We start from the raw sequence: 16434 nt of genomic DNA on the forward strand, positions 1-16434 counted from the left end.
TACGCCGCACCCGGCTCGGGCCGCGCCTCCCCTCCGGGTGGCGTCCGGCCCGGCCGCAGCGGTCTCAGCCTCGCCGAGTGGCGTCCTCGACCTCGCCGACGAGCTCCTCGATGATGTCCTCGAGGAAGATGACGCCGGTGGTGGCGCCCTGGTCGTCGAACGCCCTCGCGACGTGCGCGCCCTGGCGTCGCATGGTCGCGAGCGCATCCTCGAGATCGGTGCCCGCGAAGATCGACACGAGTCGCCGCACGCGCTTGGGCGGCAGTGGGTCGTCGAACTCGTCCTCGTCGAGGTCGATGACGTCCTTGAGGTGCACGTAGCCGTCGGGCTCGCCGTCGGGGCCCGCGAGCACGTACCGCGAGAAGCCGCGGCGCGCGACAGCGCGCTCGACGTCGGCCGGCGTCGCCTCCGCGGGGAGGCAGACCAGCTCGGACATCGGCACCGCGACATCCCGCACCTGCTTGGTCGTGAACTCGAACGCGGCCGAGAGCGTGCCGCTCGCATCCTCGAGCACGCCCTCGCGGCGCGACTGGTCGACGATCGTCTGCACCTCCTCGAGCGTGTACGTCGAGGTCGCCTCGTTCTTCGGCTCGACGCCGAACAGGCGCAGCACGCCGTTGGCCGTCGCATTGAGCGCGACGATGACCGGACGGAAGATCCGCGCGACGAAGACGAGCGGCGGAGCGAGTACGAGCACCGCGCGATCCGGCAGCGAGAACGACAGGTTCTTCGGCACCATCTCGCCGAGCACGACGTGCAGGTACGACACGAGCACGAGCGCGACGACGAAGGCGATCGTGGAGACGACCTCCTCGGACCAGCCGGTGACCGCGAGGGGGACCTCGAGCAGGTGGTGGATCGCGGGCTCGGAGACGGTGAGGATCAGCAGCGAGCAGATCGTGATGCCGAGCTGGCTCATGGCGAGCATGAGCGTGGCATGCTCCATCGCCCACAGGGCGGTCCTGGCGCTGCGCCGTCCCTTCTCGGCGAGGGGCTCGATCTGGGAACGCCGCGCGGAGATGACCGCGAACTCGGCGCCGACGAAGAAGGCGTTGCCGAGCAGCAGCACGAACAGCCAGGCGAGTCCGGCCCAGTCGCTCATCGCTCGACCTCCGTCACCGAGTCGGCATGGGTTCGCGCAGTCGCGGGCGTGAACTGGATGCGGTCGATGCGCCGGCCGTCCATGCGCTGCACGCGGAAGCGGCCGCCCTCCACGTCCATCTCGTCGCCGACGACCGGCATGCGGCCGAGCGCGGCCATCACGTACCCGGCGACGGTCTCGTATGCGCCGTTCTCGGGCACCCGGATGCCGGTGCGATCGAGCAGCTCGTCGGGTCGGAGGATGCCGGGGAAGCTCACGAACTCCCCGCGGCGGACCACGCCGGCGCGCGTCCGGTCGTGCTCGTCGGACACCTCGCCGACCAGCTCCTCGACGAGGTCCTCGAGGGTCGCCACACCGGCAGTGCCGCCGTACTCGTCGACCACGACCGCCATCTGGTAGCCGCGGCCGCGGAGCTCGCCGAGCAGCATGTCGAGCTTCATGGTCTCGGGGACGCGGAGCGCCTCGGTCTGGAGCGCCGAGGCGGGCACGTCGCCGCGCTTCTCGCGCGGCACCGCGACCGCCTGCTTGACGTGCACGAGACCCACGACGTCGTCGAGGTCCTCGTCGTAGACGGGAAATCGCGAGAAGCCGGTCTGCCGGGCGAGCTCGAGGACGGCCTCGGTCGGCTCGGTCCGCTGCACGGCCGCCACGCGGGGCCGCGGCGTCATGACGTCGGACGCGTCGTGCTCGGAGAAGCGCAGCGTCCGGCCCAGCAGCGTCGCGGTGTCCTGCTCGAGGAGGCCGGCGCTCGCCGAGCGGCGCACCAGCGACGACAGCTCCTCGGCTGAGCGCGCGCCCGACAGCTCCTCCTTCGGCTCGATGCCGATGAGCCGGAGCAGCCCGTTGGCGCTGCCGTTCAGCACCGCGACGGCCGGGCGGAACACCCAGGTGAACGCGGACTGGAACGGCATCACGATCTTGGCGGTCGCCAGCGGCAGCGCGAGCGCGAAGTTCTTGGGCACGAGCTCGCCGATGATCATCGACAGGAGCGTGGCCACGATCATCGCGGTGGTCGCGCCGACGGGCCGGATGGCTCCCTCGGGAAGCCCGAGGGCGCGCAGCGGCTCGGCGAGCAGCGACGAGATCGCGGGCTCCATCGTGTAGCCGGTGAGCAGGGTCGTGAGCGTGATGCCGAGCTGCGCGCTCGACAGGTGCGTCGAGGTGATCTTGAGCGCCTCGATCGTCATGCCGAGCCGGGTCTCGCCCCGCGCGCGGCGCGCCTCGAGGTCGGACCGGTCGAGGTTCACGAGCGCGAACTCGCTCGCGACGAACAAGCCCGTGCCGATCGTGAGGAGGAGTCCGATGCCGAGGAGGATCCACTCAGACATCTGCACCACCCGGTTCGGTCACGGGCGAGGGTCTATGGCCAGGGGAAGTCGCAGAGGGAGGGTCATCCATGGTCGGCCCAGTATATCGACGCATGCTGCGCAGGCGCCGAGCCGTCACACCCCTGTAACGTGGCGCCGGTGCGTTTCGCGCACGGACTCCCTCCTCGCCCTCGGTCCGCCCCTCGCCTCGCCAGCCGGCGATCGTCTTCGATCGGCTCATGTCGATGCAGCCTCACATGAGGCCCCACTCACACGGGCGATCCCACTCCTGGGCCCCACGGCGTCACTCGTGTCAGCGCGCGCTCACACGAGGCACGCCGCACGCGATCGACGACGACGCCACTCACCGCGCCCACTCATGTCAACACGGCCTCACATGAGTCACGCCGCCGCCATCCGACCGTGGCGCCACTCACCTCACCCGCTCATGTCACACGGCCTCATGTGAGGCTGCGCTCACACGAGCGAGCCGGAAACCGTCGTCGACCCGGCGTCGAGCGGACGGGTCAGGCGGGTCGGCCAACGGTCCGGTCGCGGTCAGCGGCGAGCGCGGCACCCCGTCCCCACTCCGCGGCTCGCTCCGCCGCCCGATGCTCCGCCGCGACACCGAACCGATGGAGCCGCGCGCGTCGCGACCGAGGCGGATCGACCAGTGGGGCACGACGTTCGGCGGTTCCGTACCGCTGGTCCCAGAGGCGGAAGAGGTGTTCGACCTCCTCGTCGAGACGGGCGAGGAAGTCGGCGCTCAGCCGATACGCCCTCGATCGCGGCTCGACGGGATCAACAGCGGACGAGACCGCACCATGTCGACGCAGGGTTCGGAGATGGTGACTCACCGCGGTACGGGAGACCCCGTGCTCCGATGAGATCACGTCGCACAACGTTCCGGCCGAATGCTCGCCGACGGCGAGAATTTCGACGACGCGCCGGCGCACCGGGTCGGCGAGGATCGCGAACGGATGGGCGGGATGCGGCGCCTTCGTCATGCCCGGAGCGTAGCCAGTCCCGTCAGCGGCGAGACCGCTTCATCCACAGGCGACGTGCTACCAGCTGACGGGGAGCGCCTTGCCCTCCTCGTAGCCCGCGGCGGACTGGATGCCGACGAGGGCGCGCTCGCGGAACTCGGGCAAGGTGCGCGCACCGGCGTAGGTGAACGAGCTCCGCACGCCCGAGGTGATCATGTCGAGCAGGTCCTCGAGCGACGGGCGCAGCGGGTCGAGGTAGATGGCCGACGACGAGATGCCCTCGGCGAACAGCTCCTTGCGCGCCAGCTCGTACGCCGAGAGGCGTCCGAAGCGCTCCTTGACGGCCTTGGTCGAGGCCATGCCCCAGCTCTCCTTGTACACGCGCCCGTCGAGGTCGCGTCGCAGCGTTCCGGGCGCCTCGATCGTGCCGGCGAACCAAGAGCCGATCATGACGGATGCCGCGCCCGCCGCCAGCGCGAGGGCGACATCCCTCGGATAGCGCACTCCCCCGTCGGCCCAGACCGCCGCGCCGGCCTCGCGCGCCGCCTCGGACGTCTCGAGCACCGCCGAGAACTGCGGACGGCCGACCGCCGTCATCATGCGCGTGGTGCACATCGCGCCCGGTCCGACGCCCACCTTGAGCACGTCGGCGCCCGCGTCGACGAGATCGGCGACCGCGTCGGCGGTCACGATGTTGCCGGCGACGATCGGGATGCCGAGCCCCGCCGCCTTCACCGCGCGCACCGCGGCGATCATGCCCTCCTGGTGGCCGTGGGCCGTGTCGACCACGAGCATGTCGACACCCGCCGCGGCCAGCGCTCGCGCCTTCGCCGCCACGTCGCCGTTGATGCCGACGGCGGCCGCGACCCGCAGCCGCCCCGAGGCATCCGTGTTGGGCTCGGAGACGGTGCCGCGCAGGGCACTGCGCCGGCTCAGCGTGCCGACGACACGGCCGTGCTCGAGCACCGGCGCGAAGTCGATGCCGGCGTCGACCATGAGGTCGAACGCGCGGCGGGGCGTGTCGACGTCGTCGGCGTCGAGCGACGGGATGGCGCCGTGCACGAGGTCGCCGAGCCGGGCGTCGGGTAGCGCGGTCGCGAGTCGCGCGGCGGGGATGGTGCCCGCGTACGCGCCGTCGCCGTCGTGCAGCACGATGCCGTGCCCCTCGACGGGCGGCAGGACCTCGAGCGCGTCGGCGGCCGTCTGGTCGGCCGAGAACGCGTGCGGCACGTCGTAGGCCGACGGCCGCGACTTCACCCAGCGGATCGCCTCGTCGAGGTCCTGCAGCGGGAGGTCCTGCGGAAGCACGCCGATGCCACCCCGGCGCGCGAGCGTGGCCGCGAGGCGCGGGCCAGTGACGGAGTTCATGTTCGCCGAGACGATCGGGATGCTCGCTCCGGACCCGTCGTCGGGCGCCAGCGACACGTCCAGGCGGCTCGTGACCCCGGACCGGCTGGGCACCAGGAAGACGTCGGAGTAGGTGAGGTCGTGCCGCGGCGTCGTGCGGTAGAACTGCATGTCGTTCACGCTACCCTGCGCGGTGCCGGGCCCCGCCGGAAGGGGTTTAGGCTTGTGTGGGCGCCGCGCGACCAGCTGCGCGCCGCGCTGCCACGTGAGCGAACATCAACGGAGAGAGTGGGCGAGAGGCTGTGTCGAGCCAATTGACCGGGTCGGGATCCGACGAGACGACGTCGGCGGAGTTCGGAGCCAACGAGTGGCTCGTGGACGAGATGTACGAGCGGTTCCTCGCCGACCCGCAATCCGTCGACGAGACCTGGCGCCCGGTGCTCGAGCACTACCGCCGGGTCCGCACGGGTGAGGCCGCCCCGGCTCCGCAGGCACCGGCGTCGATGCCCGACGAGGCCGAGGTGCTGCGTGCCGCGAGCGAGGGCACGGATGGCGCGGCCCCCGCCCCGACGCAGGCCCCGGCGCAGGCGCAGCCCGCTCCGGCACAGGCGCAGGCCGCTCCGGCCCCGACGCAGGCGCCGGCCCCTGCGCAGCCCGCGGCCCAGCCCACCCAGCCGCCCGCGACCTCCCCCTCGACCGCGCCGAGCGCCGTGATCGGCCAGGCGCCCGCGGCGCGCACGACGTCGGTCGCCCCGCGCACCGCGCCCGTGCCGGCCGACGTGCCCGTCACGAGCCCGCAGCCCAAACCCGACGCCGGCGAGCGCGAGGACGAGGTCGTCCCGCTCAAGGGCCTGCCGAAGACCCTCGCGGCCAACATGGACGCATCGCTCACCGTCCCCACCGCGACGAGCGTGCGGACCGTGCCGGCGAAGCTCATGATCGACAACCGGATCGTGATCAACAACCACCTGCGTCGCTCGCGCGGCGGCAAGGTGTCGTTCACGCACCTGATCGGCTGGGCGCTCATCCAGGCGCTCAAGGAGTTCCCGAGCCAGAACGTCTACTACTCCGAGGTCGACGGCAAGCCGAGCCTCGTCAAGCCCGCCCACATCGGTCTGGGCATCGCGATCGACCTGCCCAAGCCCGACGGCAGCCGCGCGCTCCTCGTGCCCGCGATCAAGCGCGCCGAGACCATGACGTTCAACGAGTACCTCACGGCCTACGAAGACCTGGTGTCGCGCGCCCGGGGCAACAAGCTCACGGCCGACGACTTCAAGGGCGCCACGATCTCGCTCACCAACCCGGGCGGCATCGGAACGGTGCACTCCGTGCCGCGACTCATGAAGGGCCAGGGCTGCATCATCGGCGCGGGCGCCCTCGAGTACCCGGCCGAGTTCCAGGGCTCGAGCGAGAAGACCCTCGCGAACCTCGCGATCGGCAAGACGATCACGCTCACCTCGACCTACGACCACCGCGTCATCCAGGGCGCGGGCTCGGGCGAGTTCCTCAAGAAGGTGCACGAGCTGCTCATCGGCGATCGCAACTTCTACCAGGACATCTTCGCGGCGCTGCGACTGCCGTACGAGCCGATCAAGTGGAACGAGGACATCTCCGTCGACATCGCCAGCGCGATCGACAAGACCGCGCGCGTGCAGGAGCTCATCAACTCCTTCCGCGTCCGCGGCCACATGATGGCCGACATCGACCCGCTCGAGTACGTCCAGCGTTCGCACCCCGACCTCGACATCGAGAGCCACGGCCTGACCTTCTGGGACCTCGACCGCGAGTTCGTCACGGGCGGCTTCGGCGACAAGCGCACCGCGCTGCTGCGCGACATCCTCGGCGTGCTGCGCGACTCGTACTGCCGCACCATCGGCATCGAGTACATGCACATCCAGGACCCCGTGCAGCGCCGTTGGATCCAGCACCAGGTCGAGCGCAAGTACGAGAAGCCCACGCACGACGAGCAGATGCGCATCCTCGGCAAGCTCAACGAGGCCGAGGCGTTCGAGACCTTCCTGCAGACCAAGTACGTCGGCCAGAAGCGATTCAGCCTCGAGGGCAGCGAGTCGATGATCCCGCTGCTCGACGAGGTGCTGCAGGGTGCGGCGAAGGAGGGCCTCGACGAGGTCGCCATCGGCATGGCGCACCGCGGGCGGCTCAATGTGCTCACCAACATCGCCGGCAAGACGTACGGCCAGGTGTTCCGCGAGTTCGAGGGAACCCAGGACACCAAGGGCTTCTCGGGCTCGGGCGACGTCAAGTACCACCTCGGCACCGAGGGCACGTTCACCGCCGACGACGGCCAGCAGGTCCCGGTCTCGCTCGCTGCGAACCCCTCGCACCTCGAGGCGGTCGACGGCGTGCTCGAGGGCATCGTCCGCGCCAAGCAGGACCGCAAGCCCATCGGCACGTTCTCGGTGCTGCCGATCCTCATCCACGGCGACGCCGCGATGGCCGCCCAGGGCGTGGTGTTCGAGACGATGCAGATGTCGCAGCTGCGTGCCTACCGCACGGGAGGCACCATCCACCTCGTCGTCAACAACCAGGTCGGCTTCACGACCGTCCCCGGCGACGCCCGTTCGTCGATCTACTCGACGGATGTCGCGAAGGCCATCCAGGCGCCGATCTTCCACGTGAACGGCGACGACCCCGAGGCGGTCGTGCGCGTCGCGGAACTCGCGTTCCGCTACCGCCAGGAGTTCAAGCGCGACGTGGTCGTCGACCTCGTCTGCTACCGGCGCCGCGGTCACAACGAGGGCGACGACCCGTCGATGACGCAGCCGCTCATGTACAACCTCATCGAGGCCAAGCGCTCCGTCCGCAAGCTGTACACCGAGGCCCTCGTCGGTCGCGGTGACATCACCGAGGAGGAGTACGAGAACGCGCACCGCGACTTCCAGGACCGCCTGGAACGCGCGTTCGCCGAGACGCACGCGGTGCAGACCGGCGCGATCCCCGTGGTCGGTGCGACCGAGTCGGTGCGCGAGCCCGAGGTCGTCTCCGGCGAGCTCGAGACGACCGGTGTCTCGACCGAGGTCGTGCACGCGATCGGCGACGCCTTCAACAACAAGCCCGCGGGCTTCACGGTGCACCCGAAGATCCAGCAGCTGCTCGCCAAGCGCGTCGACATGAGCCGCAACGGCAACGTCGACTGGGGGTTCGGCGAGCTGCTCGCGCTCGGCTCGCTCCTGCTCGAGGGCACCCCGGTGCGACTCGTCGGCCAGGACGCCCGACGCGGCACGTTCGTGCAGCGTCACGCGGTGCTCCACGATCGCGTGAACGGCCAGGAGTGGCTGCCGCTGCAGAACCTCTCCGACCAGCAGGCGCGGTTCTGGATCTACGACTCGCTGCTCAGCGAGTACGCCGCGATGGGCTTCGAGTACGGCTACTCCGTCGAACGGGCCGACGCGCTCGTGATGTGGGAGGCGCAGTTCGGCGACTTCGCCAACGGCGCGCAGACGATCATCGACGAGTTCATCTCGTCGGCCGAGCAGAAGTGGGGCCAGCGCTCGAGCGTGGTGCTGCTGCTCCCCCACGGCTACGAGGGTCAGGGCCCCGATCACTCGAGCGCCCGCATCGAGCGGTACCTCCAGCTCGCGGCAGAGCAGAACATCACCGTCGCGCGCCCGTCGACCCCGGCGTCGTACTTCCACCTGCTGCGCCGCCAGGCCTACGCCCGGCCGCGACGTCCGCTCGTGGTGTTCACGCCGAAGGCGATGCTGCGCCTGCGCGGCGCGACCAGCGAGGTCCCCGACTTCACGAGCGGCCGCTTCGAGCCCGTCATCGACGACGCCCGCATCACCGACAAGCAGGCCGTCAAGCGCGTCGTCTTCCTCTCGGGCAAGTTCTACTACGACCTCATCGCCGAGCTCGAGAAGAACCCCAACCCCGAGGTGGCCGTGGTGCGCCTCGAGCAGTTCTACCCGCTGCCGGGCGCCCAGCTGAAGGCCGTGGCCGACGACTACCCGAACGCCGAGTTGATCTGGGCGCAGGAGGAACCCGAGAACCAGGGCGCGTGGCCGTTCTTCATCATCGAGACGAACAAGCTCGGCCCGCGAGAGGTCCGCGTCGTCGCCCGCCCTGCGGCTGCCTCGCCCGCCACGGGCTCGGCGAAGCGCCACGCGGTCGAGCAGGCCGACCTGGTGCGCCGCGCCCTCACGCTCTAGCGCAGAGTCGGCACGACGACGAGCGGATGCCCTCGGGCATCCGCTCGTTCGTCGTTCCGGACCGGGCGCGGCGCGGGGGGACGATGCACCGCGCCCGGGGGCCTCATGTGGTCGGCACGGTCGTCCGATCCCGAGGATCCGGTTCGAGGTCGTCCTGGTCGGCCACGCCGCCGGCGTCGTCCGGCGAGCCGGTCGTCGCGCCGGGAATCGCGGGGGCGGCGTGCACCCCGTGCGTCCGATCCTGTCGGGCGAGCCGGCTCGGCCACCAGATCGCACGGCCGATGTCGTAGGCCGCCGCCGGCACGAGCAGCGTGCGCACGAGGAACGTGTCCAGCAGCACGCCGAACGCGACGATGAACGAGATCTGCGCGAGGAACAGGATGGGCAGCACGCCCAGTGCGGCGAACGTCGCCGCGAGCACGAGTCCCGCGGACGTGATCACCCCGCCGGTGAGCCGCAGTCCGCGCAGTATGCCCTCGCGCGTGCCATGCGCGACCGACTCCTCGCGTACCCGCGTCATCAGGAAGATGTTGTAGTCGACGCCGAGTGCGACGAGGAACACGAACCCGAAGAGCGGGACGGACGGATCGGCACCGGGGAATCCGAAGACGTACTCGAACACCAGTGCGGAGACGCCGAGCGCGGCCGCGAAGGACAGCACGACGCTCGCGATGAGCAGCAGCGGCGCGACGATCGACCGCAGCAGGAGCATGAGGATCAGGAGGATCGCGAGCAGCACGAGCGGGATGATGAGGCGCTGGTCGGCGACCGCCGCCGCGTTCGTGTCGAGCGCCACGGCCGTCGGTCCGCCGACGAGCACGTCCGTGCCGACGTCGTCGAGGCGCTCGCGGAGCTCGCTCACCGTGGCCTCGGCCTCTGCGGAGTCGGCCGGGTCGTCGAGGGTCGCCTGGACCAGGACGGTGCCGTCGACGACGGTGGGGTCCGGCGCCGGCGTGCCGGGCGGCCCGAACGCCTGGATGTCGTCCTCGGTCACGGGTGCGCTGCCGGCAGGCGACTCGGATGAGACGACCGCGACGGAGGCGACCCCGGGCGTGTCGAGCGCGAGGTCCGCCATCGCCTGAAGCTCGTCCTCCGGACCGATGATCACGGCGGGCGTGCCGGATCCGCCGGGGTAGTGCTCGCTGACGAGCGCCTGCCCGTCGCGCGCCTGCGACTCGCCGAGCACGAACTCGCTCGACGGCACGCCGTCGGCGTCGAGTCGCGCGAGTCCGAGCGCCATGACGCCGAGCAGCAGCGTCGAGATGATCCACACCGTGCGCGGGCGGCGGGCGACCAGGCGGCCGATCGCGCCCCAGAGCCCGCGCTCCCCCGAGACCGACGGGTCGAGCACGGTGGCGTGCCGGCCGTGGTCGGCCGAGGTCGCGTCCGCGTCGGTCGCGACATCCGCTCGGGGCAGGCGTCGCGGCCAGAACGCGACGCGACCCGCCCAGAGCAGGAGCGCGGGCAGCAGCGTGAGCGCCGCGAGCAGCGCGAACGCGATGCCGATGGCGGCGACCGGGCCGAGCACCTTGTTCGAGTTGAGCTGGCTCGCGAGGAGGATCAGCAGGCCCACGATGACCGTGCCCGCCGAGGCGGCGATCGGTTCCCACGCACCGCAGAGCGCGGCCCACGTCGCATCCCACTTGCGGTCGTGCTGCCCGAGCGCCTCGCGGTAGCGCGCGATGTAGAGCAGCGCGTAGTCGGTCGCGGCGCCGATGACGAGGATGAAGAGGATGCCCTGCGTCTGGCCCGAGAGCACCAGGACGCCGGCCTTCGCCAGCTGCACGACCGTGAACACCGAGGCCGTGAGCGCCGTGAGGCTCGTGAACAGCACGATGATCGGCAGCAGCGGCGACCGGTAGACGACGATGAGGATGACGAACACCGCCGCGAGCGCGACGGCGAGCAGGAGTCCGTCGATGCCGGCGAAGGCCTCGACGAGGTCGGCGGTGAAGCCGGCGGGCCCGGTGACCGCTGCCGTCGTGCCGTCGATCGGCTGGTCGGCGACCAGCGCGCGCATCTCCTCGACCACCGCGCCCGATCCGGCCTCGCCGTCGCCCGGCGCGATCGAAGCGACGAACTGCGCGGCCTCGCCGTCGTCGGACGGGATGAGCGGTGAGGTCTCGTCGGCGACGACGCCGTCGATGTCGAGCATGCCGTCGCGGAGCGCCTCGACATCATCGAGCTGCGCCGCGGTCAGGTCGGACCCGTCGTCGCTCGCGACGATGACGATCGCCGGCACGTTGTCGGAGTCGCGGAACCCGTCCTGGAGCTCGTTCACCTCGGTCGCCTCGGCCGACGCGGGGAGGAACGACGCCTGGTCGTTCTGCTGGACGTCGGAGAGGGTTCCGAACGCGGCGCCGCCCGCGCCGAACAGCGCGAACCACACGAGGATGAGGACGGTGGGGATCAGGACCCGGAGCCACGCCGGGACGCGCCCGGTCGCCCGGGAGGAGGCAGCAGTCGTGTTCATCGTCCTCGACGCTACGAGGCGGATGCCGCGACGCGCGTCAATCGAAAGTTCGGACCCGCACGGCGTCGACGGGCGCCGGTCGCCCCGGCGGCGAGGTCAGTCGACCAGCGCGCCGTGCCCCGACTGGACGGTGCGGATGCGCGTGAGCACGAGCGCGCGCAGCTCCTCGGGTGCGCTCTCGCGGCACGCGCGCTGCACGACCTCGGTGATGGTGACGCCGACCCGCAGCTCCGCACGGCAGTCCGCGCAGTTCTCGACGTGCTCGCGGATGTCGGCGGCATCCTCGCGGCACAGCTCGTTGTGGAGGTACTCCTCGAGTTCGGCCCTGGCCTTCTCGCAGCCGCAGTCGGTCATTTCGCGCTCCTGGTGGTTCGTGCCGCCGGCTGCGCTGCGGCGAAGCCGCGCTCGCGGGCGTAGTCGGCGAGGGACTCGCGCAGCAGTCGCCGGCCACGGTGCAGGCGGCTCATCACGGTCCCGATCGGGGTGTTCATCATGTCGGCGATCTCCTGGTAGGAGAATCCCTCGACGTCGGCGAAGTACACGGCGAGGCGGAAGTCCTCGGGCAGCGCCTGCAGCGCATCCTTGACGGCGGAGTCGGGCAGGTGGTCGATCGCCTCGGCCTCGGCCGACCGGCTCGCGGTCGCGGTCGTCGACTCGGCACCGCCGAGCTGCCAGTCCTCGAGGTCGTCGATCGTGCCCTGGTACGGTTCCCGCTGCTTCTTGCGGTACGTGTTGATGAAGGTGTTCGTCAGGATGCGGTAGAGCCACGCCTTGAGGTTGGTGCCCTGCGTGAAGGACGCGAACGCCGCGTACGCCTTCACGAACGTCTCCTGCACGAGGTCCTGCGCGTCGGCGGGGTTCTTCGTCATGCGGAGCGCCGCCGCATAGAGCTGGTCGATGAACGGGAGCGCCTGCTCCTCGAACAGCGCGCCGAGGTCGCGCGTCTCGTCGTCGACCGATGCCTCGGTCGGGGTCGCAGTGTCATCGGCGCTCATCAGGGGCCATCCTAGATCGTCGGCCTGCAAGCCGGCCGGGCGCTCGAGCACCGCTACGGACACGCGCACCATCTCCTTCCCCGTTCGCCGGACGCTACTGTTGGTAACCGATGCAGGTATCGAGGTATTCCGCGCCCGAGTTCGACCCGTACGGCGACCAGCGCCCCGTCGAGGGCGATGGCGGATGGCACGCGCCCGTCGCCTCCGCGCCGCTCTCCGCCCACCTCTCGCTCCCCGGTTCGAAGTCGCTGACGAACCGCGAGCTCGTGCTCGCGGCGCTCGCCGACGGACCGTCCGTGCTGCACGCGCCGCTCTGGTCGCGCGACAGCGACCTCATGGTCGAGGGTCTGCGTCAGCTCGGCACGCGATTCGAGCGGATCCCGGGCACCGGCGGATTCGGCGACGACCTGCGCGTGATCCCGGCCGATGAGCTCCTCGGATCGACCACGATCGACTGCGGCCTCGCCGGCACGGTCATGCGCTTCCTCCCGCCGGTCGCGGCGCTCGCCCTCGGTCCCACGACGTTCGACGGCGACGAGGCGGCGTACCGCCGGCCGATGCGCGGGGTCATCGACGGGCTCCGCGGCGTCGGCGTCGACCTCGACGACGACGGTCGCGGCACGCTCCCGTTCACGGTGCACGGGTTCGGTCGCGTCGAGGGCGGCGAACTGGCGATCGACGCGTCGGCCTCGAGCCAGTTCGTCTCGGGCCTGCTGCTGTCGGCACCGCGCTTCGAGCGCGGCCTCGACCTCACGCACTCAGGCGAGCGCCTGCCGAGCCTCCCGCACATCGAGATGACGATCGACGCGCTCGCCCGCCGCGGGGTCGCGGTCGAGCAGCCGGCCGTCGGCCGCTGGCGCATCGCCCCGGGCCCGATCGCCGCGCGCGACGTCGATATCGAGCCCGACCTGTCGAACGCGGCACCGTTCCTCGTCGGGGCGCTCGTCGCGGGCGGCTCGGTCACGATCAGCGGATGGCCCGCCGACACGACGCAGGTGGGCGCACAGCTGGCCGATCTCCTCACGCGCTTCGGCGCCCGAGTGGATCGCGACGCCGACCGGCTCACGGTGCATGCGCCCCCCGTCGCCGAGAGCGGCGGACGCGGCATCCGCGGCGCCGATCTCGACCTGTCCGAGGCCGGCGAGCTGGTCCCCAACCTCGTGGCGCTCGCGGCGTTCGCCGACGGGCCGAGCGAGTTCACGGGCATCGGCCACATCCGCCATCACGAGACCGACCGGCTCGCGGCGCTCGCCGCCGAGTTGAACGGCCTCGGCGGTCGCGTCACCGAGCTCGAGGACGGCCTGCGGATCGAACCGGCACCGCTGCACGGCGGCGAGTGGAAGGCGTATGCCGATCACCGTATGGCCACGACCGGCGCCATCGTGGGCCTCGCCGTCGAGGGGGTCGTCGTCGACGACATCGGATCCACTTCCAAGACCCTGCCGCAGTTCACCGCGCTCTGGGAGCAGATGCTCGGATGAGCTGGTGGGAGACGGACGACGACGAGGACGAGCCCGAATACGACGAGTCCGACGTCCGCGTCCGTCCCAACCGACGCGGCAGCCGGCCCCGCACCAAGGTGCGTCCCGAACATGCCGACGCCGTCATGGGCGTCGTGCTCGGCGTCGACCGCGGCCGCTACACGGTCATCGTCGACGAGGGCGGCCCCGACGAGCGGGAGATCACGGCGGCGCGCGCGAGCGAGCTGCGCCGCAAGTCGGTCGTCACCGGCGACCGGGTCGACCTCGTCGGCGACACCTCCGGTGAGGAGGGCTCGCTCGCGCGAATCGTCCGGATCCAGGACCGGACGACCCTCCTGCGCCGCAGCGCCGATGACACCGACGCCGTCGAACGCGTGATCGTGGCGAACGCCGACCAGATGCTCATCGTGATCGCCGCCGCCAACCCCGAACCGCGCGTGCGGCTCGTCGACCGATATCTCGTCGCCGCGTACGACGCGGGCATCGCGCCGCTCGTGTGCGTCACGAAGACCGACCTCGCCGACCCCGCGCCGTTCCTGGCCAACTTCGCCGGTCTCGACCTCCCGGTGTTCCTCAGCCGGGCCGACGACATGCCGATCGGCGAGATCACCGACCGGCTCGTGGGCCACCGCACCGTCTTCGTCGGACACTCGGGCGTGGGCAAGTCCACGCTCGTGAACGCCCTCGTGCCCGATGCCAACCGTGCGACCGGGCACGTCAACGTGGTCACCGGGCGCGGACGGCACACGTCGTCGTCGACCGTCTCGCTCCGCCTCCACGACGGCGATCGCACGGGCTGGGTGATCGACACGCCGGGCGTGCGCTCGTTCGGCCTGGGCCACGTGGACCCGGCGAACATCCTCGGCGCGTTCGCGGACCTCGCGCGCGTGGCCGAGGACTGCCCGCGCGGCTGCACCCACCTGCCGGACTCGCCCGACTGCGCCATCATCGAGGCGGTCGAGGCCGGCGAGCTCGGCGAGGCGGGGCGCGTGCGGCTCGACTCGCTGCAGCGGTTGCTCGCGACCTTCGCGTGATCGCCCGCGGCGTCGCCTCGCGGGGTCCGTCTCGCGGCGTCCACGTCGCCGCGCGCGTCTACGATCGAGGGATGACCGACGCTCGACTCGCCGCCGGCGACCTCGCCCCCGACTTCACCCTTCCCGACCAGGACGGCAATCCCGTCACGCTGTCGGCGCTGCGCGGGCAGAAGGTGGTGCTCTACTTCTACCCCGAGGCCATGACGCCCGGATGCACGACCGAGGCCTGCGACTTCCGCGACAGCCTCAACTCGTTCGCGGCCGCCGGCGTGCGCGTGGTCGGCGTCTCCAAGGACGCCACGGCCAAGCTCAAGACCTTCGCCGAGCGCGACCACCTGAACTTCCCGCTGCTCTCCGACACCGACCTCGCGGTCCAGCAGGCCTACGGCGCGTGGGGCGAGAAGAGCCTCTACGGCAAGACCGTCACCGGGTCCATCCGATCGACGTTCGTCATCGACGAGGACGGCCGGATCGAGCAGCCCATGTACAACGTCAAGGCCACCGGGCACGTCGCCCGAATCCGCAAGGAGCTCGGCCTGGAGGCGTAGGGCTCAGCCCCGCCGGTCCTCGGGGTGCGAGTACGCCTCGCGGACCGGCCGCCACAGCAGCAGGCCGATCACCGTCACGGCGGGGATGAGCAGCGCCCACCCGAGATCGGGGCGCGCGAAGAGGCCCTGGAAGGCGCCCACGGCGACCGACAGCTGCAGGACCTGCCACACGATGGCCGCCGCGCGCGACCACGGCGCGCGATGAGCGGATGCCACGGCGATCGCACTCACCCAGGCGGCGCCGATCGCGACCAGGACGATCAACGCGACGGCCATGGCGAACGACGACGGCCGCAGCACCAGCAGGTCGACCACGAGCCAGACGAGGACCGCGATGAGCGCGCCCGCCTCGGCGAAGAGCAGCGCCGTGACGGTGACGACGGCCGCCCGCACTCCGCCGCGCACGGGCACGTCACGGGGCCCGTCGACCGCCTCGTCGGGACCCGTCCCGGGCCGTTGATTCACAGGGTTCTCCCGAAGTGCACTCTTGATTCGCTTCCATGCCTATGCGACCATTTACGAGGCCGAATTGATGCTCACAGGGACGTGAGCCGATCGCTCCCACGATCCTACTTCCCGAGATTCGGCTTTCCCCCTGCAGCACACGCCGGTTCCCGGCGGCGCACGCGTGCGTCCGCTGCGAACCGACAACACAAGGAGCATCTCCATGGATTGGCGCGACAAAGCCGCCTGCCTCACCGCCGACCCCGAACTGTTCTTCCCGGTCGGCAACACCGGTCCGGCCGTCGACCAGATCGAGAAGGCCAAGGCGGTCTGCGCCCGATGCACTGTGACCGAGCTCTGCCTCCAGTACGCCCTCGAGACCGGTCAGGACTCGGGCGTGTGGGGTGGCCTCAGCGAGGACGAGCGACGCGCCCTGAAGCGCCGTGCCGCTCGCGCCCGTCGCGCCGGCTGAGCCGACGCGAACCGCGCGCCGCGACTCCGGCGGCCATCGGCCGCCCCGCCCGGAGGCATCCCGGACGGCGCGTCAC

Annotated in this window: 13 protein-coding genes; 5 read left to right on the forward strand and 8 right to left on the reverse strand. The window is 71.2% G+C overall.

Going from position 1 to position 16434, the window contains the following annotated elements; all coding sequences use genetic code 11:
- Positions 1–64: 64 nt before the first annotated feature.
- From BLT99_RS08555 to guaB1, 4 genes are all read right to left on the reverse strand, one after another.
- A complete protein-coding gene (locus BLT99_RS08555; RefSeq protein ID WP_092671018.1) occupies positions 65–1102 on the reverse strand; it encodes a hemolysin family protein in 1038 nt (345 codons plus the stop codon).
- The gene (locus tag BLT99_RS08560; protein ID WP_092675911.1) at positions 1099–2430 is read right to left on the reverse strand and encodes a hemolysin family protein; all 1332 of its coding nucleotides are present in this window, start codon (positions 2428–2430) and stop codon (positions 1099–1101) included. The genes BLT99_RS08555 and BLT99_RS08560 overlap by 4 nt, the downstream gene beginning before the upstream one ends.
- Positions 2431–2936: 506 nt before the next feature.
- A complete protein-coding gene (locus BLT99_RS08565) occupies positions 2937–3416 on the reverse strand; it encodes an ArsR/SmtB family transcription factor (protein WP_092671021.1) in 480 nt (159 codons plus the stop codon).
- Positions 3417–3473: 57 nt separating this feature from the next.
- Complete coding sequence (gene guaB1 / locus BLT99_RS08570) at positions 3474–4913, reverse strand: GMP reductase (protein ID WP_092675913.1); 1440 nt, start codon at positions 4911–4913, stop codon at positions 3474–3476.
- A 131-nt stretch (positions 4914–5044) separates the two neighbouring features.
- Here guaB1 and BLT99_RS08575 point away from each other — a divergent pair, with 131 nt between their 5' ends.
- Positions 5045–8911: a multifunctional oxoglutarate decarboxylase/oxoglutarate dehydrogenase thiamine pyrophosphate-binding subunit/dihydrolipoyllysine-residue succinyltransferase subunit gene (locus BLT99_RS08575; RefSeq protein WP_092671024.1), complete on the forward strand. Its 3867-nt coding sequence runs from the start codon at positions 5045–5047 to the stop codon at positions 8909–8911.
- 103 nt (positions 8912–9014) lie between these two features.
- Here the strand turns inward: BLT99_RS08575 and BLT99_RS08580 are convergent, their stop codons facing one another.
- The 3 genes from BLT99_RS08580 to BLT99_RS08590 form a co-directional block, all read right to left on the reverse strand.
- Complete coding sequence (locus BLT99_RS08580; protein WP_092671027.1) at positions 9015–11384, reverse strand: MMPL family transporter; 2370 nt, start codon at positions 11382–11384, stop codon at positions 9015–9017.
- A 96-nt stretch (positions 11385–11480) separates the two neighbouring features.
- Positions 11481–11738, reverse strand: coding sequence for a zf-HC2 domain-containing protein (locus BLT99_RS08585; protein WP_092671030.1), 258 nt, complete (start codon positions 11736–11738; stop codon positions 11481–11483).
- On the reverse strand, positions 11735–12451 hold the full coding sequence (locus BLT99_RS08590; protein WP_269457010.1) for a sigma-70 family RNA polymerase sigma factor: 717 nt from the start codon (positions 12449–12451) through the stop codon (positions 11735–11737). Before BLT99_RS08590 ends, BLT99_RS08585 begins: the two co-directional genes overlap by 4 nt.
- A 38-nt stretch (positions 12452–12489) precedes the next feature.
- Here BLT99_RS08590 and aroA point away from each other — a divergent pair, with 38 nt between their 5' ends.
- From aroA to bcp, 3 genes are all read left to right on the forward strand, one after another.
- The gene (gene aroA, locus BLT99_RS08595) at positions 12490–13860 is read left to right on the forward strand and encodes a 3-phosphoshikimate 1-carboxyvinyltransferase (protein WP_092671036.1); all 1371 of its coding nucleotides are present in this window, start codon (positions 12490–12492) and stop codon (positions 13858–13860) included.
- Positions 13857–14894: a ribosome small subunit-dependent GTPase A gene (gene rsgA, locus BLT99_RS08600; RefSeq protein ID WP_092671040.1), complete on the forward strand. Its 1038-nt coding sequence runs from the start codon at positions 13857–13859 to the stop codon at positions 14892–14894. Before aroA ends, rsgA begins: the two co-directional genes overlap by 4 nt.
- Positions 14895–14965: 71 nt before the next feature.
- Positions 14966–15442 carry a thioredoxin-dependent thiol peroxidase gene (gene bcp, locus BLT99_RS08605; protein ID WP_092671043.1) on the forward strand — a complete coding sequence of 159 codons (477 nt, stop codon included), beginning with the start codon at positions 14966–14968 and terminating at the stop codon, positions 15440–15442.
- Between the two features lie 3 nt (positions 15443–15445).
- Here the strand turns inward: bcp and BLT99_RS08610 are convergent, their stop codons facing one another.
- Positions 15446–15907 (reverse strand): hypothetical protein, encoded by a 462-nt coding sequence (locus BLT99_RS08610; protein WP_229724752.1) that lies wholly within the window; start codon positions 15905–15907, stop codon positions 15446–15448.
- Positions 15908–16109: 202 nt separating this feature from the next.
- On the opposite strand from BLT99_RS08610, the gene BLT99_RS08615 reads away from it, so the two are divergent.
- Positions 16110–16358 (forward strand): WhiB family transcriptional regulator, encoded by a 249-nt coding sequence (locus BLT99_RS08615; RefSeq protein WP_092671046.1) that lies wholly within the window; start codon positions 16110–16112, stop codon positions 16356–16358.
- Positions 16359–16434: the final 76 nt, after the last annotated feature.

The sequence above is a fragment of the Agromyces flavus genome (assembly GCF_900104685.1).
Taxonomy (GTDB): Bacteria; Actinomycetota; Actinomycetes; order Actinomycetales; family Microbacteriaceae; genus Agromyces; species Agromyces flavus.

What these genes read in the sequence shown, in the direction of transcription:
- BLT99_RS08555 (WP_092671018.1), bottom strand. Translation starts at nt 1,102, where the DNA reads ATGAGCGACTGGGCCGGACTCGCCTGGCTGTTCGTGCTGCTGCTCGGC.
- BLT99_RS08560 (WP_092675911.1), bottom strand. Translation starts at nt 2,430, where the DNA reads ATGTCTGAGTGGATCCTCCTCGGCATCGGACTCCTCCTCACGATCGGC.
- BLT99_RS08565 (WP_092671021.1), bottom strand. Translation starts at nt 3,416, where the DNA reads ATGACGAAGGCGCCGCATCCCGCCCATCCGTTCGCGATCCTCGCCGAC.
- guaB1 (WP_092675913.1), bottom strand. Translation starts at nt 4,913, where the DNA reads ATGCAGTTCTACCGCACGACGCCGCGGCACGACCTCACCTACTCCGAC.
- BLT99_RS08580 (WP_092671027.1), bottom strand. Translation starts at nt 11,384, where the DNA reads ATGAACACGACTGCTGCCTCCTCCCGGGCGACCGGGCGCGTCCCGGCG.
- BLT99_RS08585 (WP_092671030.1), bottom strand. Translation starts at nt 11,738, where the DNA reads ATGACCGACTGCGGCTGCGAGAAGGCCAGGGCCGAACTCGAGGAGTAC.
- BLT99_RS08590 (WP_269457010.1), bottom strand. Translation starts at nt 12,451, where the DNA reads ATGGTGCGCGTGTCCGTAGCGGTGCTCGAGCGCCCGGCCGGCTTGCAG.
- aroA (WP_092671036.1), top strand. Translation starts at nt 12,490, where the DNA reads ATGCAGGTATCGAGGTATTCCGCGCCCGAGTTCGACCCGTACGGCGAC.
- rsgA (WP_092671040.1), top strand. Translation starts at nt 13,857, where the DNA reads ATGAGCTGGTGGGAGACGGACGACGACGAGGACGAGCCCGAATACGAC.
- bcp (WP_092671043.1), top strand. Translation starts at nt 14,966, where the DNA reads ATGACCGACGCTCGACTCGCCGCCGGCGACCTCGCCCCCGACTTCACC.
- BLT99_RS08615 (WP_092671046.1), top strand. Translation starts at nt 16,110, where the DNA reads ATGGATTGGCGCGACAAAGCCGCCTGCCTCACCGCCGACCCCGAACTG.